Below are 23087 nucleotides of genomic sequence, written 5' to 3'. Positions count from 1 at the left end.
AGAAGCCGAAACGATCCTTAAAGAAGCCAACGAAGAATTGGAGCGCCGCGTACAACGCAGAACCGCCGAACTTGAAAAAGAGATAAATGATCGCAAAAAAGTAGAAGAGGCGTTACGCCTGCGGGAGGCGCAGTTTGAAGCCTCAGCAAACTCTGCGTCAGATTGGTTCTGGGGAACCGACGAAAATCATAACTTCATCACATTCTCAGAACGACTTGAGGAAGTCACAGGACTAAAACCAACGGAGCTGATCGGATCCCCCCCTTGGCGCAACGATAACAGCCGATTGGTCGACGAAGAATGGCGCGACCATCAACAAACTTTTTTCGAACAGAAACCCTTTCGTGATTTTCGCTATGACTTAAAACACAAAGATGGTCGGGTTTTACATCTGACTGTCAGCGGCTCACCTATGTTCGATGAAAAAGGGGATTTCAAAGGATTTCGAGGCGCGGGACGCGACATCACGGAACAGATTGAAACTGATAAACGGGCATTGAAAGTAGAACAACAACTACAGCAAGCCCAGAAGATGGAAGCTGTCGGCCAGTTGACCGGGGGAATAGCCCACGACTTTAATAACATATTGGCAATCGTTCTGGGCAATATCGACCTTTTGCAAGATGAACTCTCTGAAAGCAGTCCGCTTTACGCTCATACCCGCGCCATCGAACGGTCTGCAACGAGAGGCGCGCAATTGACACAACGCTTGTTAGCCTATTCTCGAAAACAGGCACTGCGGCCCCAACGGGTTGAATTGAACAATCTGGTTGCTGAAATGCTTGAACTCATCGACCGCCTGCTTGGAGAGACCATCGCTGTCGACGTAAAAACGGATGAAAATGTGCGAGATGTCTTCGCAGACCACAGCCAGATTGAAAATGCGCTAATGAACCTTTGCATCAACTCCAGCGACGCCATGCCCAAGGGCGGTAGTCTCACTATTGAAACAGGCAATGTCGACATAAATCAGCATAATTCGAGCCTCTATCCCGATCTGCCACCCGGGAAATATTCCAGCCTTTCTGTAAAAGATACTGGGATGGGCATGCCTGAGAAGGTGCTCAAACATGCCTTTGAGCCATTTTTTACCACCAAGGAAGTTGGAAAAGGAACAGGCCTTGGCTTAAGCATGGTTTATGGCTTTGCCAAACAGTCAAACGGAACAGTCCGTATCGACAGCCAAACCGGAGAGGGGACGCAAGTAACAATTTTGCTTCCCAGCCACAAAGACGGCTAGAACAGACTGGACGCCCCTTCTTCTGCCGAACTGACATTTTTTCGCATAGCCGCAAAGATTTCCCGGCCAGACCCACGATGAGACATATTGGTACCGGCCAAGCGGACATCCCGACCCGCCAATTCCTCGTCTGTCAGTGCAACAGTGAGGCTGCCGGCTTTGGCATCCAGACGAAGTAAATCGCCATCCCGCAGCCGGGCAATATTACCGCCATCCTTTGCCTCGGGGGACATGTGAATGGCCGCCGGCACTTTTCCAGATGCACCCGACATTCGGCCATCCGTCACAAGGGCCACGCGATAGCCCAAATCCTGCAAAACACCCAGTGCTGGGGTTAATTTATGCAGCTCAGGCATACCATTGGATTTCGGCCCCTGTTCTTTCAATACTGCAACAAAATCGCGGTGCAGCTCACCCTCTTCGAATGCTTTCAAGAACGCATTTTGATCGTTAAAAATGACAGCTGGTGCCTCTACAATATGGTGCGCCTCGTCCACGGCTGAGTATTTAATAACTGACCGGCCGATATTTCCGTCTAACAATTTCAAACCCCCGGTCGGGCTGAAAGGGTTATCCGCTGATCTCAAAATATCCGGATCAAGAGATTGCTGTGCACCGGCCCGCCATTTCAAGGCGTGCCCCTCTAGAAACGGCTCCTGCGCATACCGGCGGAGGCCTCTGCCCGCAACCGTATTGACGTCTTCATGAAGGTATCCATTTTCCAACAACGTGGAAACCAGATAAGCAAAGCCCCCCGCCGCATGGAAATGGTTCACATCGGCCTGACTGTTGGGATAGATCCGCGTTATGAACGGAACAACTTCGGACAAATCAGAAAAATCCTGCCAACTAATCTGAATACCAGCCGCCTTGGCAATCGCTATCAAATGAATGGTCAGGTTCGTCGAACCACCTGTCGCCAACAGACCGACAATCGCGTTTGTAATCGTCTTTTCGTCAATCTGCTCACCAAGGGGCACAACGTCCGGGTTTTTAGCCAGTTGGCAGGCTGTTCGGGCGGCTTCCTGAGTAAGAGCCTCGCGCAGTTCGGTTCCCGGATTGACAAAGGCCGCACCCGGCAAGTGAAGCCCCATCAACTCCATCAGCATTTGGTTCGTATTTGCAGTCCCATAAAATGTGCAGGTTCCTGCACTATGGTAAGAGGCGCTTTCTGCTTCAAATAATTCTTTGCGACCTATTTTTCCTGCGGCAAACTCCTGACGGATACGGGCTTTCTCTTTATTTGGCAATCCTGAAGGCATCGGCCCCGCTGGCACAAATAAAACCGGCAAATGGCCAAAGGAAAGGGCGCCGATCAACAGACCAGGGACGATTTTATCGCACACACCCAAACACAATGCAGCGTCAAAGACATTATGGCTGAGGCCAATGGCGGTGGCCATAGCGATAACGTCGCGGCTAAACAGCGATAACTCCATGCCATCCTGCCCTTGTGTTACGCCATCGCACATGGCGGGCACACCGCTCGCTACCTGAGCCATCCCCCCCGCTTCTCTAGCCGCCTCTTTGATCAGGGCCGGATAGCGTTCAAATGGTTGATGAGCCGACAACATATCATTATAGGCGGTAATGATGCCGATATTGACCGTCGCCTGCTCCTGATACTCTGATTTTTCCTGATCGGGCGACGCCGCGCAGGCATGCGCTAGGTTGCCACAGGACAGGCTCGTCCGATGAGGACCCTGATCTTTCGCAGTGCGAATAGCATCCAAGTAAGCGCGCCGACTTTCCTGACTTCGCGCAATAATGCGATCCGTCACGCGTTGAATTTGAGGAATAGGCATTACATTTCCCTTTCTAGGGCGACCAGTACAACATTTTAAGACCATCACCCGATGCCAAAACTTCGCCGATGGGCGCTTCAATCGTCCCGGAGGTGATCTTCTGTAAAACTTCCTTCTTCATTTCACCCGTTATATGCAAAACAGTTGAACGCGCCTGACAAAGAACCGGAAACGACAGGCTTACTCGTTTATCAGGTGCAGAGGATGGTTCGACAATAACCAGTTTCAATGGCTCATTCGGGTTCAGCAAACTGGCTGCGTTGGGGGCGCATGGAAATAAGGATGCTGTATGTCCATCCTCACCCATCCCCAGAAGCAGCACATCAATCGGCTGGTCAAGCATCACCAAGATATTGTTTAAAACAGGCAGCGCTTCTTCTGCTGTTTTATCAGGATGATAATAGCCGACAAAATGGGCTTCTGCGGCGGCATATTGCAAAAGGCAAGCACGTACCATTTTTTCATTGCTACGTTCACTCCAGGTCTCGACCCATCGCTCATCGGCCAACAGAACTGTCACTTGTTGCCAATCAATCTTCTCTTGGCTCAATATACGAAACATGTTCTTAGGTGTGTTACCGCCTGAAACAACCAATACAGCGGACCCGCGTTCAGCAATAGCCGCCGATAACAGTTCCCCTACCTTTTTTGCCAGATTTTCATCCAGCTTTTCTGCGTCTGAAAACAGACATTCGCTGATCAACACCATGCCTTAAGTCTCTCCGCCGTCGTGCCAAGACCGACCATCCCGGGCAATTAATGCGGTGGACGCCGTTGGCCCCATGGTGCCGCCGGGATAGTCAACCAAGGCTTCTTCGCTTTTCTCCCATTCCTCCAGAATAGGTTCAACCCAGCTCCAGGCCGCTTCCAGTTCATCGCGCCGCATAAATAATGTAGAATTCCCGCGAACAGAATCCAAAATCAATCGTTCATAGGCATCCGGCGCGCGTTTTCGGAAAACATCGGAATAAGACAGGTTCAATGGTGTCTGTTGCAAACGAAGCCCTCCCGGCCCCGGCACTTTACTTGTCATAATCAATTTGATGCCTTCATCTGGCTGAAGACGAATTATTAATCGATTTGGCTTCATCCCTTGTCCCGGCGCAGGAAAAATCTGATGCGGAACGGGTTTGAAGTCTATCACGATCTCCGAAAATCGCTGCCGCAAACGCTTGCCTGTTCGCAAGTAGAAGGGAACACCGGTCCAACGCCAGTTATCGACCTCGGCCTTGATAGCAACAAACGTTTCCGTATTACTTTCTTCAATGCCGCTGTCTTCCAGATAGCTATGAGTTGCCGTGCGATCAATCGCACCTTCCGCATACTGACCGCGCACTGTGTTTTTTTCCACATGGTCGCCCGTGATCGGCCGAAGACTTTTCAGGATTTTTAATTTTTCATCCCGCACGGCATCCTGATCGAACTGTGCCGGTGGTTCCATCGCAACTAGGCACAATAGCTGGACCAGATGGTTCTGCACCATATCGCGCAAGGCACCGCTTTTATCATAATACCCGCCGCGCCCCTCTACGCCGACCGTTTCAGCCACGGTTATCTGTACATGGTCGATCATGCCGTGATGCCAGACGGGCTCAAAAATTGAATTTCCAAACCGCAAAACCATCAGGTTCTGGACAGTTTCTTTTCCTAGATAATGATCAATCCTGAAAATCTGATCTTCTTTGAAAAAACGGGCGATCTGGCTGTTGGTTTCCTTCGCCGATTTCAGATCCATGCCGAGCGGCTTTTCAAGAACAATCCGGGACTGTTCATGAATAGCGTTAGCGTCATGAAGTCCTTCGCCAACCGCCGCAAATAAGGAAGAATGTGTAGCCAGATAAAAAACGCGAACACGGTCCGCCGTTTTCTCAAGATGCTCAGCCAGTTTAAGAAAGTCCTGCTTTTCGTCAATATCCAGTTTGAAGTAACACAGGCGCTTCGCGAAGGCTTCCCACTTCTCCTCACTGAACAGGTTATCCGCCATATATTTTTTGCACCCGGCGCGGACAATATCTGCATATTCCTGCTGACTTAACTCAGTTCGGCCCAGTGCAATGATAGAGGCCTCATCCGGCAATCGATCATCACATTCACTGAACAAAAGCGCGGGCATCAACTTACGGATAGCAAGATCACCCGTTCCGCCGAATACGACAAAGTTAAAAGGATCCACCCCAAGCGCAATACTCATTCGTACCTCGATTTTAAAGAAGTTAAAAATTCCAAAGGCTTCTTGGAACCTTAGATAACCAGACCTTGTGAGCCGTTGAAAATACTTAGTCTATCATCGCCTGATAGGCCAACGCGCGCAGTTCTTTTCGTAACGGATAATAGCTGGAAGGGAGCAACTGGGTAAGGAACAGCACAACCATATCTTCAAGAGGGTCAACCCAAAAGACTGTACTTGCCATCCCGCCCCATCCGAAGTCACCGGGGCTCCCCATCATTTGAGCCTTCGTTGGATCGAGCATCACCCAACCACCGAGGCCAAACCCGACCCCGGAAAACGATACTTCAGAAAACACCGGCTGCCCCATTGAGGCCAGATCACCCGGCATATGGTTCTGCATGATAAAATCCATGGTCCGGGTTCCAAGGATCTGCTGATCGCCAAACCGGCCACGACGCCGGATCATATCGGCAAATTTCAAGTAATCGCCAGCGGTAGAAAGCAATCCGCCCCCGCCAGAAAGACCTTGAACATTCCCTTTCGCGTAAACACTGTTCGATGCATTTTCAACCAGCTTAAGAGAGCCATCCGTGTTCGGAGTATAACTGGCTGCAACCCGGCCTTGCTGTTCAGGCCTGAAATCAAAAGCAGTATCCTTCATCCCCAAGGGCTCGAAAAATGTATCGTTAAAATACTGATCAAGGCTTTGCCCCGAAATAATCTCCACAAGGCGACCAACAACATCTGTTGAAACCCCATAATTCCAGCGGCTGCCAGGCTCAAATTTCAAAGGCATTTGAGCCAAACGATCGATCTGGTCTTCCAGTGTTCCACGCCGGGGACCAAAATCCATTTTTTCTTCGCCATACAGGGTTTCCAGAACCCCAAGATTAAAATCGTACGTCAAACCAGAACAATGCGTTAGCAAATGATGGACTGTCGGCTTTGTTATGCACGGTTCCGTATCTTCAATAGACTGAGCATTTTTCCGTAAGACACGCATGTCCTTAAAAGCCGGAATAAAGGTTTCAATCGGATCATCCAGATGAAAAAGACCCCTCTCATACAACGTCATTAAGGCCAATGAAGAAACAGGTTTGGTCATGGAATAAAACCGGGCGATTGTATCTTCTTGCCAGCGAACTTTATTTTCTACGTCAGAAAAGCCTGTCCAGCCTGAATAGGCGACTTCGCCGCCCCTCATCACAACGGTCTGGGCACCGGGTAATTTACCCGCATCGACATAACGTTGCATCCAGTCCGTAATATGATCCAAGCGAGTGGACGAAAATCCCAGAGCTTCAGGTGTACAGGTCTTTTCCATTCTTTCCTCTTTTAGTGTCTGCTTAGTCTCTGGCTGCGATTGTTTTCTGAGATTGTTCGCCCAGTCCTTCAACCCCCATACGAATCTCCTGACCTACCTTCAGGTAAACAGGATCAGGTTTTTGCCCCATCCCCACACCAGGAGGTGTCCCGGTAGAAATAATATCACCTGGCTCCAAAGTCATGAAATTGCTCAAATAAGAAACGATTTCCTGAACACCGAAAATCATGGTCTTTGTCGATCCATCCTGAAACCGATGCCCGTCAACATCCAGCCACATAGACACATTCTGCGGATCGGGCACTTCGTCTTTTGTAACCATCCATGGGCCCAATGGCGCAAAAGTATCATGACTTTTACCTTTGACCCATTGCCCGGAACGTTCTGTCTGGAACTCCCGTTCTGAAACATCATTTACCGCACAATAACCGGCGACATAATCCAGTGCGTTTGCTTCTGAAACATATTTCGCCCGTTTTCCGATCACAACACCCAGTTCCACTTCCCAGTCTGTTTTGACCGAACTCCGTGGGATTTCGATATCATCATTAGGTCCACAAATTGAACTGGTCGCTTTCATGAAAACAATCGGTTCTTTAGGAATAGGATTGCCCGTTTCTTCAGCATGATCCGAATAATTCAGACCAATGCAAATCAACTTCCCGACATTTGCGACACAAGGCCCGATGCGCCCGGTCTCGTTCACAATCGGAAGACTGCCTGGATCCACTGCCTTCAAAGAAGCAAGGGCATCATCTGTGAGAGAACGGCCATCAACATCACTGATTACAGAAGACAAATCCCGAACGTTCCCCTCTTCATCAAGCAAAGCGGGTTTCTCTGAGCCCGCCGGGCCATAACGCAATAACTTCATAAAACTTCCTCCTTGCCATTTTTCAGTTAAGAAAAGGCAATAACAATTTTCCCAAAATGCTGACCACTTTCCATTAATCGATAAGCGTCTTTTGCGTTATCAAACGCTACAGTTTCCTCGATAACGGGGTTAAGTTCATTATAGTCGATCGCCCGGATCAACTTGGCAAACATATCTTGGGGGCCAACATAAATCCCCTGAAGTTTTACAGATTTTCGCATGATGGAAGTCGGATCAATCGTGCCGCCGGTGAGTACGCCCACCAAAGACACAGTACCACCGATCCGAACCGCTTCCACTGATTTCGCCAGCGTACCGGCACCTCCCACCTCAATCACGACATCGACGCCTTTTCCATTTGTCGCTTCCAAGACTGCGTTTTCCCAGTCCGGCTGATCCCGATAATTGATCAGGGTACTGGCCCCAAGTTTTTTCACGCGTTCAAGTTTCTCATCGCTACTGGAGGTTACAATCGTCTGGATACCGCAAAATTTGGCGATTTGCTGTGCAAAGATGGAAACGCCGCCTGTTCCCAGCAATAAAGCGATATCCCCGGCATTCGCTTCCCCTTTTTCAATCAGACAATTCCACGCTGTTACGGCCGCGCAGGGCAATGTTGCGGCTTGTTCAAATGACAGGCTTTCCGGAATAGGCAAGACACCCTGCTCCTTTAGGACAACATATTCTGCTAGCACCCCGTCAATCGGCCCCCCTAAAGCAGACATCATTGTCTTTTCAGTGATGGGGCCACTGACCCAGTCCTGAAAAAAACATCCAACCACCCGATCGCCGGCCTGATAGTGTGTGACACCTTCACCCAATGCCTCAACAATGCCAGCGCCATCCGAATTTGGAATGCGTTGGTCTGTGATACCTCTGGCGCCCGCATTTTTTATGGTCAGCAAATCACGGTAGTTAATTGAGTTGGCTTTCATTCGAACAAGAATTTCTCCGGGACCAGGTTTGGGAACATCTCTTTCGACTAACGTCAGGGCCTCTAATCCGGATCCTTCCCCAATTACATACGCTTTCATTATTGCTACCTTTTCTTATGCTGATTTGCAGTCTGCGCCATTTCTGATAATCAGAGTAAAAGAAATTAAATTCAATGCAAAAGCAGGAATGGAGTCAGATTTATGATCGACCTTTATACTTGGGGCACACCAAACGGACGAAAAGTTTCAATCATGCTGGAGGAAACGTCTCTTCCCTACACCGTCCATCCCGTAAATATTGGAGAAAACGAACAATTCGATCCCAAGTTCCTTGCTATTAGCCCGAATAATAAGATACCCGCTATTTACGATCATGACACGGGAATATCTTTGATGGAAAGCGGCGCCATATTACTTTATCTGGCTCAAAAATCGGGGCAATTTCTGCCGGAAGGAGACGGCTATTGGAAGGCCATTGAATGGCTGATGTGGCAGATGGGTGGCGCCGGCCCAATTCTTGGACAAGTTCATCATTTTCATCACTTTAATCCGGGCGTTTCAGATTACGCCCAAACCCGATTCAAAGCGGAAGCCGAACGTTTGTATACAGTGTTAGACAAGCAACTGGCTGGAAAAGACTATATTGCCACTACCTATTCGATTGCAGATATGGCAGTCTGGCCGTGGATTTCCAGATTTGAATGGCAGGGAATGGACTTGTCTGACTATCCCAATGTTCAAAAATGGTATGAAAGTATCGCTCAACGACCCGCTGTAATAAAGGGCTATCATATTCCGACCTTCGTCAATGATATCCCGACATCATTTAAGAAAAAAGAATGATCGAACAAATCATCCAGGACTTTAATAGTCTTCATTTTGCTGTTATCTGCGCGGCCTTGTTATTTGGTGGCTTTGTGAAAGGGGTTTCCTCATTCGGATTGCCGACAGTATCAATTCCGATCATAATTCTCGTCCTGCCCTTGCCATTTGCCATTTCGGTGCTGGCCATTCCCATGACCCTCAGCAATCTCGTTCAAATGACTATCTCTGGGGATATAAAAGGATCTATCCGGCGTCATTGGACCTTGCTGGTTCCCTTATTGGTGACGCTTCCCGTGGGGGCCTATTTTCTGGCCGTGGTAAATACAGATATCCTGACAATCATGCTGGGGATCATTCTTCTGATTGTTACGTCTCTGGATTTAATGGGAAAATCGCTAACGGTTCTGAAAAAACAGCAGAAAATTGTCGCTCCGATCATCGGGATTTCATCTGGTATTATAGGGGGTATGACATCCCTTTTCGGTATCATGCCCATCTTTTTCTTTGTGTCCCTTGGCCTAACAAAAGAACGGTTTGTTTCCGTCGTCAGTGTCCTATTATTTTCAGGCAGTCTGGTTCTGGCAATCTCTCTGCAACGAACAGATATTCTCGGCCCTATTGAAGCTTTTTACGGGCTCGCGGGTATGGTTCCCATTCTGTTTGGCATATGGATCGGCACCAATCTGCGCAGGCGGGTTGATCCGGTTTTCTTCAAAAAAGTGGTTCTTGTTCTGATCCTGCTTGTTGGTCTATCGATGATCTACAGGTCAGCGGGTCATCTGTTTTTTTAATCCCGTTTACTCGGCTATTTGACGTAACTCTTCATCCTGCTCAAATGGAATTGTAAAATAAAACCGTGCACCACCTTCGGTTTTATTTTCAACCCAGATACGTCCGTCGAGATAGGTGACGATCTGCCGACAAATCGCAAGCCCAAGCCCCGACCCTTGCGGCTTTTCCTGTGCCACGGAATGAGATTGATGGAAGCGCTCAAAGATTTTCTCCTTAAGCGGTGCAGGCACACCGATGCCGTTATCCTCTACTGAAATGAGCAGGCCCGTCTCCTGTTCTTTGGCCGCAACCAGAATTTCGCCAGCGTCTTGGTCACAAAATTTGATCGCGTTCGAGACCAGATTAATAATCACCTGCATCAATTGATCCCGATCCGCCCGAATTTTTGGCAGCCCTGGTGCCAATTGAAGGTCTAGCTTGATATTATTTTCAAGTATCAAGGCATCCAGTGTACCGACAGCCTCTCGGATTACCTGGCACGCATCAACATCAGCCAGCGACCAATCCATCCGTCCCGCTTCCATCTTGGCAAGATCGAGAAGTTGATCAATCAAACGGGTAAGCCGCTCACTTTCATTAATGATGATCCCCAGAAACTGCTTTCTCTCCGCTAATGACACATTGGGATTGTCCTGCAAGATCTCGCCAAATGCCCGCAAACTTGTTAAGGGTGTCCGTAATTCATGGCTAACCATCGACAGGAAATCATCCTTCAGAGAATCCAGTTCCTTCAGCCGGGCATTTGCCATCTGCAACTGTGCCGTCGCTTCCTCAAGTTCAGTCGATTTCTGTTCGAGCTTATGACTATATTCAATAACCTGGCTTGTCTCATCCAGGATCCGGTAAACCTCGTCGAGGCTGACCACTTCACCCTTTACGATTGATCCGACCATCACCCTTGCCGTGGCTGAACCAATGGATCCTGCAAGAAGTTTTTCCGCAAAATTCAGGAACTGAACATCCACAACCTGACTCTTACGAAGATTTATTTTTTTATCCCGGGCAAAACTGTCAAAAGCGTCCGCCACCTTTCTCACACCAACAAAGCGCCCGACCAGCTGCTGCAAGTCTCCAATCGTAACTGACCCTTTCCAATAACTGTTGTCGCGTTCCCCTTCAGAATGCTCGAAAACATCGACAAACAATTTGGCCTGAATACGCTCCAGCGCGGTCTGCTGGGTCAGCAACGAAATGATCCAGTAACAACCGATATTGAAGACCATACTCCAGAACAGGGCATGGGTTAGTCGGTCAAACCCGTCAAGACCAAACAAGGCATAAGGCTTAAGAAGATTAATGCCGAAGAGCCCTTCCTCAATAAAACTGATCGGAAGCCACCCGGACTGCGCAAGGGAGGGAAGCAGCAACGTATATACCCAAAGAATGAAACCACAGAGCAATCCGGTCAGTGCACCTTTAAAGTTGGCATCCTTCCAAAAGATGCCCCCGATAATCGCTGGTGCAAACTGTGCCGCTGCGGCAAAGGACACCAAGCCGATGGTCACGAGGGAATGGCTTTCACTGGCAAACAAATAATAGCCGTATCCTAGAACAAGGATCAGAAGAATACTGGCGCGCCGAATAAACAATAAAAGCCCCGTCAAATCGGCATTGCGGCTTATATTCAACCATTTCCAGCGTAAAAGAACCGGCATAACAAGGTCATTACAGACCATGGTGCTCAGCGCAATCGACGCAACAATTACCATAGAGGTCGCCGCGGACAACCCTCCGAGAAATGCAAAAAGAGCAATAAACCCGTGATCATAATAAAGTGGTACAGTCAGAACGAACATATCGGCATCGGCCGGTGTCCCCGCAAAGGCAAGGCGTCCCCCGATTGCGATGGGAAGAACAAAAATATTAATGACCAGAAGATAGGCCGGAAACAACCATGTGGCTTTTCGAACATATCCTTCATCCGGATTTTCGACAGCCGTTATATAAAATTGCCGGGGCAAGCATATGATCGCCGCCATAGACAATAACGTCATGGTCATCCACAAGCTATATCCCTGCCCCTGACTGACCGTAAAGAGTTGCGATAAAGAAGGATCAACCGATGCACGCTGAAAGATATCCGTGAAGCCGTTGAAAATTCCATATGTCACAAAGCCACCGACCGTCAAAAAGGCGAGTAACTTAACAACACTTTCAAAAGCGATGGCCGCGACTAAACCCTCGTGATGTTCACTGGCATCAATGTGACGTGTTCCGAAAAGGATGGCGAATAACGCCAGCGCAACAGCCACCACCAACGTCGTATCGACAAAGAACAAAGGCTCAACCGGTGTTGTTGGCAACAGGCCCCCTGAGGATGTAATCAGGATCCGAAAGCTGGTTGCAATCGATTTCAGTTGTAGAGAGATATAAGGCATGATCCCAACCACAGCGATGATCGTAACCAATCCGCCCAGCATGGTACTTTTCCCATACCGGGAGGCGATAAAATCAGCAATCGAGGTGATGCGCCGCTGCTTGCAAATACGGATAATCTTGATCCAGACAAACGACCACAGAACGAACACCAAGGTAGGCCCCAAATAGATGGGCAAAAAGTCCAGCCCTGTCGTCGCCGCGCGCCCGACGCTGCCGTAAAACGTCCAGGACGTACAGAAAACAGCGATGGATAATGTATAAATATAAGGATTACGAGAAAGGATGCGTTTCAAACCAGCCCGGGTATCCACATAATGGGCGATGGCAAAGAGCAGGCCCAGATACAGGAACGAAACGGTTATGACCAGACCGCTAGACATCACGAGGGTCATTTCTGACAATGGTAATGGACTGATCTGATATTGATGGCGCCGGTGAACCCGGTGTATCTGGAATGTTTCGACGCCGCGCACCGATCGCCATAAATAATATCATGACCGCCCAAAATCCGTAGAGATAAAGAAACCCCAGCGGAAGGCCTGCAACCAAAAGTTTTTTATCAAAGACAAACAGCACTGGCGGAAATATTCCGAGCAGGAATATGCAAAAAACCAAAATAGACCATTCTTTTTTTCGCCCGGTCCGTTTCATCCCAGTATATCCCGGTCGTTCCTCTCAAACACCTTATTCACCCAGCCTCCAAGCCCATAAGGCGCTTGACCATTTCGCCAAGGACGCGCGTTGAAAAAGGCTTGGTAATAAATTCGTCAGCCCCTAACTCCAACGCCTTCTCGCGATCAGCATCCCTGCTTTTAGCGGACAACATGATAATTTTGACATTTCGGCAGGCAGGGTTATTTCGAATATTTTCACAAACGGCGAAACCGTCCTGCTTCGGTAACATAATATCCAGCAATACCAGATCAGGAACGTATTCCTCCACAGCTCGTATTGCCTGATCCCCATCAGATGCTACTCGAACCGTAAAACCGACCTGCCGCATTATAAATTGCAGCGACAGAACAATATTCGGCTCGTCCTCCACAACAAGCACTGTATACGACATTGTGTCGTCTACTCCTCCCAAAGTATGACAGACAAGCTCTTTAACCGATCATTTTTTTAGCGAATTCGCCGGTAATTATGAGCTGCAAGTCTTTAATTCTGCCGATTGTACTGTAATTCAAAAAACAATGCTATGCGCCATTTTCATTTCGGCGCATAGCATCATACCTTCAGATATTTCAGATACAAAAGGGGGCAGCGCCCTACTTGTTCATCCGATTATCGATCAAATCATCAACCACGCTTGGGTCAGCCAATGTGGAGGTATCACCCAAGTTGCCAAATTCATTTTCAGCAACTTTTCTTAAGATCCGCCGCATGATCTTTCCGGATCTGGTTTTAGGTAAACCCGGAGCCCATTGGATAAGATCTGGCGCTGCGATCGGCCCGATTTCCGTACGGACCCACTTGACCAGTTCTTTTCGCAGTTCTTCCGTTGGTTCCTGCCCCAGATTGAGAGTGACATAAGCATAAATACCCTGTCCCTTGATATCATGAGGATAACCAACAACCGCAGCTTCAGAGATTTTCGGATGGGCCACCAGCGCACTTTCAACTTCAGCAGTTCCCATTCTGTGACCTGAAACATTGATCACATCATCCACACGCCCTGTAATCCAGTAATATCCGTCTTTGTCGCGGCGAGCCCCATCACCGGAAAAATACCGTCCCGGGAATGTCGCAAAGTAGGTCTGATAAAAACGCTCGTGATCACCGTAAACCGTGCGCATCTGACCAGGCCAACTATCCCGGATACACAGAACACCTTCGCATTCTCCTTCAAGTTCTTTGCCATCATTGTCAACCATCATAGGGTCGACACCAAAGAACGGCCGTGTAGCGGAGCCGGGTTTCAAATCAGTCGCCCCGGGTAGCGGTGTAATCAGGATACCGCCTGTTTCTGTTTGCCACCATGTATCAACAACCGGGCATCGGCTTTCCCCAACAACCTCATAATACCAGCGCCAGGCTTCCGGATTAATGGGTTCACCAACAGATCCCAAAAGCCGGATTGACGAACGAGACGTCGCCTTGACCGGATCATCCCCTGACTGCATCAACGCGCGAATTGCGGTTGGGGCCGTATAGAAAATATTGACCTGATGTTTGTCGCAAACTTCCCAAAACCGAGAGACAGTTGGGTAATTAGGCACCCCTTCAAACATCAACGTTGTCGCACCATTAGCCAAAGGTCCGTACAGGATATAGCTATGGCCCGTCACCCAGCCAACATCGGCCGTACACCAGTAGACATCGCCGTCATGATAATCAAAAACATATTGATGGGTCATCGATGCATAAACGATATAGCCCCCTGTTGTATGCATGACGCCTTTGGGTTGCCCGGTAGAACCAGACGTATAAAGAATGAACAACGGATCTTCCGCGTTCATTTCCTCAGGAGGACAATCCGCTGACGCCGCCGCCATCGCTTCGTGATACCAGACATCGCGTCCTTCAACCCAATTGACCGGGTTACCTGTCCGTTTTACAACAATCGATGTATTGCAATCAGGGCAATTTTCCAACGCTTTATCTGTGTTCACTTTTAGCGGCACAATTTTTCCGCCGCGTACGCCTTCATCCGCGGTAATGATACAATTTGACTCGCAGTCCCGAATACGACCGGCAAGCGCATCAGGTGAAAATCCGCCAAAAACAACCGAATGAACTGCACCAATCCGTGTACAGGCAAGCATCGCAATTGCTGCCTCGACGATCATCGGCATATAAATTGTGACCCGATCCCCTTTTTTAACGCCCTGCGCTTTTAGCACATTTGAAAAGCGGCAAACCTGCTCGTGTAATTCGCGATAGGTCAGCTTGGCGTCATCGGTCGGCTCGTCACCTTCCCAGATAATAGCTGTCTGGTCGCCTTTCGTCGCCAAATGACGGTCAATACAATTGGCACTAACGTTCAATGTACCGTCATAAAACCATTTGATATGCAGATCTTCCTTGTCAAAAGAAACATCTTTCACCTGCGTATAAGGTTTTATCCAATCAACGCGCTTGCCATGCTCTGCCCAGAATGCTTCCGGATTTTCAATGGAGGCCTTATACATGGCCTCATATCCGGTGTTATCAATCCAGGAGGAGGAAGCGAGATCAGCTGGAACCGGGTAAAGTTCTTTCGTAGACATCGTATTCTTTCCCTGTGGATATGTGGTAGTTTCCTCCCACCACAACATATGAATTTTTATTCGCGGCCTATATTCCAAACAATTCGCAACTCTTTGTCAAATGCTGCAAATCAAATATTTGCCCAAAAGGCAAATCATTAGAATATTCCAGACAAAAGTATGACTAAATCGCCAGATATTCGTGACGCAGTGCCTGATCGTCCAGCACTTCCTGAGCCGTTCCCCGAAACGCGATTTTTCCCATATCCAAAATGAGTGCCTTATCAGCAAGCTGCAGCGCCGCAACAGCATTCTGTTCTACAATGATTGTTGTAATGCCGAGTTTCCGCACTTCCATCAAAATGTTTTCGATTTCTTTTACGATAACCGGCGCCAATCCTTCATAAGGCTCATCCAGAAACAGGATTTTAATATCCCGGGCAAGCGCACGGGCGACCGCCAGCATTTGTTGCTCGCCGCCGGACATTGTGGTCGCGTCCTGATTGCGACGTTCACCCAAGCGGGGGAAATGATCGTATATTTTTTCAATTTCCCAACCGCGTGGCTCAGAAACCTGTGACAAAAGAAGGTTCTCTTCCACAGTCAGTCCGCCAATGATACGGCGATCTTCCGGAACAAGCTGAATACCCGCCTGTGCTGCTTGATAGGCTTTCATATCGTGGACGGACTTCCCTTCCAGATAAATCTCGCCCTTTGTCAAAACAGGATCATCCACACGCGCCAAAGCGCGCAAAGTTGATGTTTTTCCAGCTCCATTTCGGCCCAGAAGTGCGACGATTTCGCCTTCTTCCACATCGAAAGAAACGCCTTGCACAATATAGGACTCGCCGTAGTAAGCGTGAATGTCCCGGACACTAAAAAATGCAGAATTCTCAGTCATTAGTGCGCCCCTCCAAGATACGCTTCTTTTACTTTGTTATCTTCGCGGACTTCTTCAGGTGAGCCGCCTGCAATGATCTGTCCTCTCGCCAAAACACTGACTTTATCCGCAAGACTAAACACAACATGCATATCATGCTCGATAATTACCTTGGTCATCCCTCGGCTTTTGATTTTCTTCAGCAGATCAATTGTCCGGTTGGTATCATGACGGGACATTCCGGCGGTCGGCTCGTCCAGCAACAACAAGCGTGGCCGCAAAATCAAACACATCCCCAGCTCCAACCGCCGTTTATCACCGCGGGACAAAGAACCAGCTTCGTTCATCATCTGACCTTCAAGGCCCACATCTTCCAGAATGCTTTCAGCCTCATCCCTGATCTCACCCTGAGACGTTAGCTTTGAATATGCATTGAACTTGAACGCGCCGTCTCTTTTAGAAAAAGCCGGTAGCATCACATTTTCAAGCAATGTCATTTCCGGAAAAATTTCCGGCGTCTGAAACACCCTGGCAACCCCGATCTGTGCGATCTCATGCGGCTCGCGTCCGGTCAACTCCTGACCATCAAACGTGACATGCCCCATATCAGGCTTCAGTCGCCCGACACAAACGTTCAACAAGGTTGATTTTCCCGCACCGTTGGGACCAATGATAGCGTGAGTTGTGCCCTCTTCGACCGCCAGATTGACATCCGACAGTGCTTTCAGCCCGCCAAAACTTTTTTGAATATTATCCAAATGAAGGACAAGATTATTCATTTTAAAACTCCTTACTCACCAGGCTGATCTTGTGGGGACATGTTGTTATTCATTGGCTCTCGTCGCTTGCGAATCAAATCCACCAGCTTTTGAACCCCCTCGACGATGCCGCCCGGTAGGAAAATAACAATAATGACAAACAATAAGCCCAATGTGAGATGCCAACCGCCACCGACAAAAAGTCCGACAATCGGAACGATAAATTCAGCGACCGCATCCGGAAGAAAAGAAAAGGCGTCAAAAAGAACGTTGTTATCAAAACCTGAGAAGATATTTTCGAAATACTTGATCAACCCCGCGCCCAGCATTGGGCCGACCAGTGTTCCAACGCCCCCCAGAATTGTCATAAGAACCACTTCACCAGATGCGGTCCATTGCATACGTTCCGCACCCGCCAATGGATCCGTAACCGCCAGAAGAGACCCTGCAAGCCCGGCATACATGCCCGAAATCACAAAGGCTGTCAGCATATAAGGGCGGGTATTCAGCCCTGTATACCGCATCCGGTTCTGGTTCGATTTAATGCCCTTCAACATCAAACCAAACGGAGATCTGAAAATCCGCAATGAAATAAAGAAACACAAAATCAGCAAAGCGGCGCAGAAGTAGAACCCGGGATAGCCACTCATCTTGATCCCAAAGAGTGTCGTTGAGGGTAATCCTGCGGATGCTTCAGTGAATAGGTTATCAATTATTCGGGGATCCTGCTGGCTTAATTGTAATCCCGTTTCACCATTTGTAATGGGCGTGAGAACGGAATAGGCCAGATTATAAGACATCTGGGCAAACGCCAACGTCAGGATGGAGAAATAAATCCCGGACCGGCGCAGGCTAAGGAACCCGATAATAAGGGCCAGCAAACCGGCAAAAATAACACCAAAAAATACGGCAGGAATAGCGTTCATGGTGAAGAGTTTAAATGACCAGACCGCAGCATAAGACCCGACCCCCAAAAAGGCGGCATGACCGAAAGACAGATAGCCAGTCAGGCCAAAAAGGATATTAAAGCCGATCGCAAAAATACCGTAAATTGCAAATTTCTGAAGCAGATCAGGATACGCGCCCCCAAGCGGTGCCAGCCAAATCGGCATTGTCAGAATTACAGCAGCAAATAAAAGCAGTCGGGTAAGGTCGTTCATTTGAAAGAGTTTCATTTTAGTCATCCATCACACCAGTACGACCCAACAAGCCGCGTGGCATCGTGAGCAAAATAATTACAGCAACCAGATAAATGACGATCTGATCAATTCCAGGCAGGATTTCTTTAACTTCCGTCATAGAAGCGAATGACTGCACAATTCCGAGAAGGAAGCCTGCCATAACGGCGCCGCCCAAGGATCCCATGCCCCCAACAACAACAACGACAAAAGAAAGAACAAGAAAATCCATACCCATGTGATAATCGGGAGGTAGGACAGGTGTATACATTACGCCCGCCAAACCAGCGACGACGGTCGCGATGGCAAAAACAATTGTAAAGCGCCGTTCAATATTGATACCGAGCAGTCCAACCGTTTCCCGGTCGCGCATCCCGGCCCGAACGACCATGCCGTAGGTAGTGAATTGCAAGAACGCAAAGACAGCAAAAATAATACCTCCGGAAAACAACAGATATACCAGTCGCCACCACGGATAAACCACACTGTCTCCCAATCCGATCCAACTGCCAATAGAGGCGCTTCCTGATAAGATCGCAGGGGCGGATTGAGGAATTGGATTGGCGCCGAAATAAGCCTTAATGACTTCCTGTATGACAATCGCCAGGCCAAAGGTGACAAGAATCTGTTCAGCGTGAGGCCGTTTGTAAAAATGCTTGATCAACCCGCGTTCCATCGCATAGCCAATCAGCAACATCACCGGTATTGCCAATAAAATAGAAAGGGGGACTGCGAAATCCAGCAAAACCGGTCCCGCATCAGGGAACCAGATTTCCAGATAGGGCTTTTCTTTGAATGCCTTAAAAAGGGTGACGCCTTTATCTTCCACCTTCGTGGAAATTGTTAGAATCTTATTGAAAGAAACTGCGCAAAAAGCGCCAAGCATAAAGAGCGCACCATGGGCGAAATTCACGATACCCAAAGTACCGAAAACAAGTGTCAAACCAAGTGCAATCAACGCGTAGGCAGCACCTTTATCAAGACCGTTCAAAACTTGCAGAAATATGGCATCCATCACATCGTACCTTTGGAAATGGATTTTGAGGGGATTGGGCCGATAATCGGCCCAATATTTTCTCTGAAAAAAGGGCGGGCCACGGTCAAAAACCAGCAGCCCGCCTTCAAGTTACTGTCAGACTTTGTATGGACCGAGTTCACCACCAAAGATCTTCCAGTCGTATTCCACTTGCGCGCGAGGAGTTTGCTCAACCACTTCCAGCAGGTCGAACTGACTTGTCGGATTGTCGTTGCCTCGCACCACCAGAACATCTTTAAAGCACTGATGGTCTTCAGCACGATATTCTGTTGGGCCGTTTCCTGTCCCATCAAATTTAAAGCCTTCGAGAGACTTGATTACTTCTGGTGGATAGAAAGTACCCGCCATTTCACAGGCATTGGCATAAAGAAGGGTCTGTACATAACAGGTGTGCGCTGCCATTGAAGGTGGCGTACCATATTCAGCACCAAAGGATTTCACAAACGCCTGAGATCCTTCATCCTGCAATGACCAGTTCCAGTTTGCAGAGCCAAGAATACCTTTAATGGCATCGCCAGCACCCTGTGCCATCAGACGTGAGAAAAGTGGTACAACGATTTCAAAGTTCTTACCATTAACCTGCTTATCCCGCAGACCGAATTGAACTGCCTGTGTTAGAGAGTTGATCATATCCTTACCATAGTGGTTGAGGATCAACACATCTGCACCGGAGTTCAGAACTGGCGTAATATATTGTGAGAAATCACCGGCACCCACTGGAGTTTTGACGGTATTCACTGTCTGCCAACCGAGCTCTTCGGTCGTATTTTTCATGGATTCTTCTTGTGTCCAGCCCCAGGTATAATCGGCTGTCAGGTGATACGCCCGGCGTTCGGTACCATATTCTTTCTTCAGCACGGGGCCCAAGGCACGACCGGACATATAAGCATTAAAGAAGTGACGGAAACCATAGCGGCGCTTGTCTTTACCCGTTGTATCATTTGAGTGAGTAAGACCGGCCATGAAGATAACGCCTTCTTCCTGGCAAAGAGACTGAACCGCAACCGCCACACCGGAAGAGGAGCCACCGGAAATCATGAGAACTTTATCCTTCTCAATCATCCGTTTTGCAGACGCGCGGGCGGCGTCTGATTTCGTCTGTGTATCACCCGTAGCGTAAGTTACTTTTTTACCTAGAACACCGTTTCCTTTAAGCATTGAAGGTTTGAAGGTGTTCAACATGCCACCGTCGCCCTCACCGTTCAGATGCTTTACCGCCAACTGAAAGGCACGAAGTTCGTCTTTACCTTCTTCAGAATAGGGGCCAGTTTGCGGGACGTTAAAGCCAAGCTTGATTTCACCGGCTGACCCTGGATTGTTGCGGAACTCCTCTGCCCATGCATCTCGCATGAAAAACGCAGGAGTTGCTGCAATCAGACCCGTCGCTGCACCGGTCTTCAGCAATCCACGCCGAGAAAAATCTAGTCGATTGTCTTTAGTCATGTGTTTCCTCCACCACTTCATTGACCGCTTTCTCCCCCCTGTTAATGAGGACACGGCATTAGATTTAATTAAAGCAAAGTAAAAATTTCACATGCCCATTAGATTTTCCAATAAAACATTGGATTGTAAGTGATTTTTATGTCAATATTGAAAAATAAATTTTGTAAATTTGTAAATTGATGTAAATTTTATGGCCAAAACACCGTATATCGGATCGCGCATCCGAAAGCTCCGAAAAGACCAGAAAATCTCACAGATGGAGCTTGCATCTGAACTCGGCATTTCTGCCAGCTACCTCAATTTGATTGAGCATGAACGGCGCGACCTGACGGTGCCTCTCCTCCTTAGAATTAGCCAAATTCTGAAAGTTGACCCCCTGATTTTTGCGGCCCAACGCGACAATCAGCTAACCGCTGATCTGACCGAAGTTCTCCAGGACCCCCTCTTTTCTGAAAGCAACTATGAAAATACTGAATTAGGCGCGGTTGCCACTGAATTTCCAGAGTTATGCACGCATCTTGTTGATCTATATAAAGCCTATAAGTCAACGCAAAATGACTTACTGTATTTGCAAGAACGGTTGTCACAGGATTCTGTGCTGGCAGATTCTTCTTTTCGGTTAAGAACCCTTGTCACCTCAATCGTCACTTTGTCAGAGATCATTCACGACAATAACGACATGCAGTTGGAACAACGGCAGGAATTTCTCGACATCATCTTGAAAGACAGCGGCAATCTCGCCGATACTGTAAACGAAATGTTGGGATTTATGGGCGGCTCTCATTTAGCGGGAAAAGAACTAAGCCCCTCGCCCTCTGATGCCGTCATGGATTATATTCAGGCGAAGAACAATTATTTCGAAGAGATCGAACAGGCCGCGACACGTGCCCGCCAATTTTTCCCAAAAGACGAAGCCCTCGAAGTCAACGATTTAAGCCACTATATTACAGAGCATCATGGCATTGAAATTCGCTATACGTCTAAAAATGAGCAGGCGCAGGAGACAACACTTTTCAATGAAGAGCAAAACACGCTTTTAATTTCCCGCGCTTTACCACCATCCACGATCCGTTTTCATCTGGCGCTTATGATCGGAAAGCTGAATTACTCGGATGTGTTCGACGCGCTTCTTTCAAAATCGCCCCTTAATAATACAAGCGCCCGCGGGAAAGGCCTTGATGCGCTTGCCAATTACTTTGCTGGCGCCTGCCTATTTCCCTATGAGGATTTTTACAACGCCGCTGAAAATAATCGATACGACATCGAATTGTTACAGCAGCAATTCGGCGCCAGCTACGAGCAGATCTGCCATCGTCTCACAACATTACAACGGCCAGAGCAAAGCGGCATTCCTTTTCACCTGATACGAACAGATATCGCAGGGAATATTTCCAAGAAATTCAGTGCATCCGGTTTGCGCATCCCAAGATATGGAAGTGCCTGCCCGCGATGGGTCGTCCACCATTGCCTTCTGACCCCGGGACATATTGTAACTCAGATATCAGAGCTACCAGACGGGCAGCGGTTCTTTTCAATTGCGCGAACGGTTACAAAACCCAGTCTTGGTTATGCCCATCCCAAACGCCATTACGCCATCAGTATTGGCTGCGATATCTCTCAGGCACACCGACTGGTCTATTCTGACGGGATGGTTCTTTCCGCCCCCAGAACAGTGATGCCCGTTGGCATCACCTGTCGATTGTGCGACCGGAAGAACTGCGCCCATCGCGCGGCTCCGCCGCCCGCCCAGCCTAGTAATATATCACAGAACAGCAGAAATATTTCTCCTGGTATTGGAGAATGGTAGGCCTATTTTCCACTCCGGATCAAGGTACCGCTTGCAGTTCGCCGCAGGTTGCCATTCCGTAAAGCCTTGAACTCCAGCTTCATGCCAAGCCCCGTCAGGGTCCTGTCATAAACCAGCATATCGTATCCACCGGATTTATTCATCGCTACAGAATAAATCGTTAACTTCTGGCCTTTCAGGACGGCCCACGAGACCGTATCTCCAGACAGCAAATCGGATTTTCCAGTCGCATGCCAGATTTTCTTATTCTCGGTTGGCACAAATTGGCGCTTGGTTTCTCTAACAACCTCATCAGGTTTTCCAGGCTCTCCGTCTTGACGCAACAAGGTGCGCCAGTTGATCATAAAACCACGATCCGCAGTTGGACGGATTTCAACATCCATATCCCGACTTGTCAGGGCAAAATTCAAACTCGTGTTGCTTTCAGAGATTGCTGTTCCCTCCCAGACACCC

Annotated in this window: 19 protein-coding genes; 4 read left to right on the top strand and 15 right to left on the bottom strand. The window is 48.4% G+C overall.

Going from position 1 to position 23087, the window contains the following annotated elements:
• Positions 1 to 1240 (top strand): ATP-binding protein (locus tag ACJAYR_RS16300; RefSeq protein WP_415237583.1); only part of this gene is annotated, 1240 nt, incomplete at its 5' end.
• Here the strand turns inward: ACJAYR_RS16300 and edd are convergent.
• The 6 genes from edd to ACJAYR_RS16270 form a co-directional block, all read right to left on the bottom strand.
• A complete protein-coding gene (gene edd / locus ACJAYR_RS16295; RefSeq protein ID WP_415237582.1) occupies positions 1237 to 3045 on the bottom strand; it encodes a phosphogluconate dehydratase in 1809 nt (602 codons plus the stop codon). The two genes, ACJAYR_RS16300 and edd, sit on opposite strands and share 4 nt — an antisense overlap.
• Before the next feature lie 13 nt (positions 3046 to 3058).
• Positions 3059 to 3754, bottom strand: coding sequence for a 6-phosphogluconolactonase (pgl, locus tag ACJAYR_RS16290; protein WP_415237581.1), 696 nt, complete (start codon positions 3752 to 3754; stop codon positions 3059 to 3061).
• A 3-nt stretch (positions 3755 to 3757) separates the two neighbouring features.
• Positions 3758 to 5236 carry a glucose-6-phosphate dehydrogenase gene (zwf, locus tag ACJAYR_RS16285; protein ID WP_415237580.1) on the bottom strand — a complete coding sequence of 493 codons (1479 nt, stop codon included), beginning with the start codon at positions 5234 to 5236 and terminating at the stop codon, positions 3758 to 3760.
• Between the two features lie 85 nt (positions 5237 to 5321).
• The gene (locus ACJAYR_RS16280) at positions 5322 to 6539 is read right to left on the bottom strand and encodes a serine hydrolase domain-containing protein (RefSeq protein ID WP_415237579.1); all 1218 of its coding nucleotides are present in this window, start codon (positions 6537 to 6539) and stop codon (positions 5322 to 5324) included.
• Positions 6540 to 6561: 22 nt separating this feature from the next.
• Positions 6562 to 7413, bottom strand: a complete 852-nt coding sequence (locus ACJAYR_RS16275; protein ID WP_415237578.1) for a fumarylacetoacetate hydrolase family protein — start codon at positions 7411 to 7413, stop codon at positions 6562 to 6564.
• 26 nt (positions 7414 to 7439) lie between these two features.
• A complete protein-coding gene (locus ACJAYR_RS16270) occupies positions 7440 to 8447 on the bottom strand; it encodes a zinc-dependent alcohol dehydrogenase family protein (protein WP_415237577.1) in 1008 nt (335 codons plus the stop codon).
• Between the two features lie 102 nt (positions 8448 to 8549).
• Between ACJAYR_RS16270 and ACJAYR_RS16265 the strand changes: the two genes are divergently transcribed.
• Together ACJAYR_RS16265 and ACJAYR_RS16260 are read left to right on the top strand one after the other, a co-directional pair.
• On the top strand, positions 8550 to 9191 hold the full coding sequence (locus ACJAYR_RS16265) for a glutathione S-transferase family protein (RefSeq protein ID WP_415237576.1): 642 nt from the start codon (positions 8550 to 8552) through the stop codon (positions 9189 to 9191).
• On the top strand, positions 9188 to 9964 hold the full coding sequence (locus ACJAYR_RS16260) for a sulfite exporter TauE/SafE family protein (protein ID WP_415237575.1): 777 nt from the start codon (positions 9188 to 9190) through the stop codon (positions 9962 to 9964). The genes ACJAYR_RS16265 and ACJAYR_RS16260 overlap by 4 nt, the downstream gene beginning before the upstream one ends.
• Positions 9965 to 9970: 6 nt before the next feature.
• Here the strand turns inward: ACJAYR_RS16260 and ACJAYR_RS16255 are convergent, their stop codons facing one another.
• From ACJAYR_RS16255 to ACJAYR_RS16220, 8 genes are all read right to left on the bottom strand, one after another.
• Positions 9971 to 12817: an ATP-binding protein gene (locus ACJAYR_RS16255; RefSeq protein ID WP_415237574.1), complete on the bottom strand. Its 2847-nt coding sequence runs from the start codon at positions 12815 to 12817 to the stop codon at positions 9971 to 9973.
• Positions 12818 to 13032: 215 nt separating this feature from the next.
• Complete coding sequence (locus ACJAYR_RS16250) at positions 13033 to 13410, bottom strand: response regulator transcription factor (RefSeq protein ID WP_169544465.1); 378 nt, start codon at positions 13408 to 13410, stop codon at positions 13033 to 13035.
• Positions 13411 to 13612: 202 nt separating this feature from the next.
• Positions 13613 to 15553, bottom strand: coding sequence for an acetate--CoA ligase (acs, locus tag ACJAYR_RS16245; RefSeq protein WP_415237573.1), 1941 nt, complete (start codon positions 15551 to 15553; stop codon positions 13613 to 13615).
• A gap of 163 nt (positions 15554 to 15716) precedes the next feature.
• Positions 15717 to 16433, bottom strand: coding sequence for an ABC transporter ATP-binding protein (locus tag ACJAYR_RS16240; RefSeq protein ID WP_169544463.1), 717 nt, complete (start codon positions 16431 to 16433; stop codon positions 15717 to 15719).
• Positions 16433 to 17191, bottom strand: a complete 759-nt coding sequence (locus tag ACJAYR_RS16235) for an ABC transporter ATP-binding protein (protein ID WP_415237572.1) — start codon at positions 17189 to 17191, stop codon at positions 16433 to 16435. Before ACJAYR_RS16235 ends, ACJAYR_RS16240 begins: the two co-directional genes overlap by 1 nt.
• 11 nt (positions 17192 to 17202) lie before the next feature.
• Complete coding sequence (locus ACJAYR_RS16230) at positions 17203 to 18354, bottom strand: branched-chain amino acid ABC transporter permease (RefSeq protein WP_415237571.1); 1152 nt, start codon at positions 18352 to 18354, stop codon at positions 17203 to 17205.
• Positions 18347 to 19363 (bottom strand): branched-chain amino acid ABC transporter permease, encoded by a 1017-nt coding sequence (locus tag ACJAYR_RS16225; RefSeq protein WP_415237570.1) that lies wholly within the window; start codon positions 19361 to 19363, stop codon positions 18347 to 18349. Before ACJAYR_RS16225 ends, ACJAYR_RS16230 begins: the two co-directional genes overlap by 8 nt.
• A gap of 117 nt (positions 19364 to 19480) precedes the next feature.
• A complete protein-coding gene (locus ACJAYR_RS16220; protein WP_181017889.1) occupies positions 19481 to 20827 on the bottom strand; it encodes a substrate-binding protein in 1347 nt (448 codons plus the stop codon).
• Positions 20828 to 21017: 190 nt separating this feature from the next.
• Between ACJAYR_RS16220 and ACJAYR_RS16215 the strand changes: the two genes are divergently transcribed.
• Positions 21018 to 22634, top strand: a complete 1617-nt coding sequence (locus tag ACJAYR_RS16215) for a short-chain fatty acyl-CoA regulator family protein (protein ID WP_415237569.1) — start codon at positions 21018 to 21020, stop codon at positions 22632 to 22634.
• Between the two features lie 2 nt (positions 22635 to 22636).
• Here the strand turns inward: ACJAYR_RS16215 and ACJAYR_RS16210 are convergent.
• The coding region (locus ACJAYR_RS16210; protein WP_415237568.1) for a hypothetical protein at positions 22637 to 23087 on the bottom strand (451 nt) is incomplete at its 5' end.

It is taken from the genome of Sneathiella sp. (genome assembly GCF_047631475.1).
In the GTDB taxonomy this organism is placed as follows: Bacteria; Pseudomonadota; Alphaproteobacteria; order Sneathiellales; family Sneathiellaceae; genus Sneathiella.
The sequence above is the reverse complement of the archived record's forward strand: the minus strand, read 5'-3'. Positions and strand labels throughout refer to the sequence as shown.

What these genes read in the sequence shown, in the direction of transcription:
- edd (WP_415237582.1), bottom strand. Translation starts at nt 3,045, where the DNA reads ATGCCTATTCCTCAAATTCAACGCGTGACGGATCGCATTATTGCGCGA.
- pgl (WP_415237581.1), bottom strand. Translation starts at nt 3,754, where the DNA reads ATGGTGTTGATCAGCGAATGTCTGTTTTCAGACGCAGAAAAGCTGGAT.
- zwf (WP_415237580.1), bottom strand. Translation starts at nt 5,236, where the DNA reads ATGAGTATTGCGCTTGGGGTGGATCCTTTTAACTTTGTCGTATTCGGC.
- ACJAYR_RS16280 (WP_415237579.1), bottom strand. Translation starts at nt 6,539, where the DNA reads ATGGAAAAGACCTGTACACCTGAAGCTCTGGGATTTTCGTCCACTCGC.
- ACJAYR_RS16275 (WP_415237578.1), bottom strand. Translation starts at nt 7,413, where the DNA reads ATGAAGTTATTGCGTTATGGCCCGGCGGGCTCAGAGAAACCCGCTTTG.
- ACJAYR_RS16270 (WP_415237577.1), bottom strand. Translation starts at nt 8,447, where the DNA reads ATGAAAGCGTATGTAATTGGGGAAGGATCCGGATTAGAGGCCCTGACG.
- ACJAYR_RS16265 (WP_415237576.1), top strand. Translation starts at nt 8,550, where the DNA reads ATGATCGACCTTTATACTTGGGGCACACCAAACGGACGAAAAGTTTCA.
- ACJAYR_RS16260 (WP_415237575.1), top strand. Translation starts at nt 9,188, where the DNA reads ATGATCGAACAAATCATCCAGGACTTTAATAGTCTTCATTTTGCTGTT.
- ACJAYR_RS16250 (WP_169544465.1), bottom strand. Translation starts at nt 13,410, where the DNA reads ATGTCGTATACAGTGCTTGTTGTGGAGGACGAGCCGAATATTGTTCTG.
- acs (WP_415237573.1), bottom strand. Translation starts at nt 15,553, where the DNA reads ATGTCTACGAAAGAACTTTACCCGGTTCCAGCTGATCTCGCTTCCTCC.
- ACJAYR_RS16240 (WP_169544463.1), bottom strand. Translation starts at nt 16,433, where the DNA reads ATGACTGAGAATTCTGCATTTTTTAGTGTCCGGGACATTCACGCTTAC.
- ACJAYR_RS16235 (WP_415237572.1), bottom strand. Translation starts at nt 17,191, where the DNA reads ATGAATAATCTTGTCCTTCATTTGGATAATATTCAAAAAAGTTTTGGC.
- ACJAYR_RS16230 (WP_415237571.1), bottom strand. Translation starts at nt 18,354, where the DNA reads ATGACTAAAATGAAACTCTTTCAAATGAACGACCTTACCCGACTGCTT.
- ACJAYR_RS16225 (WP_415237570.1), bottom strand. Translation starts at nt 19,363, where the DNA reads ATGGATGCCATATTTCTGCAAGTTTTGAACGGTCTTGATAAAGGTGCT.
- ACJAYR_RS16220 (WP_181017889.1), bottom strand. Translation starts at nt 20,827, where the DNA reads ATGACTAAAGACAATCGACTAGATTTTTCTCGGCGTGGATTGCTGAAG.
- ACJAYR_RS16215 (WP_415237569.1), top strand. Translation starts at nt 21,018, where the DNA reads ATGGCCAAAACACCGTATATCGGATCGCGCATCCGAAAGCTCCGAAAA.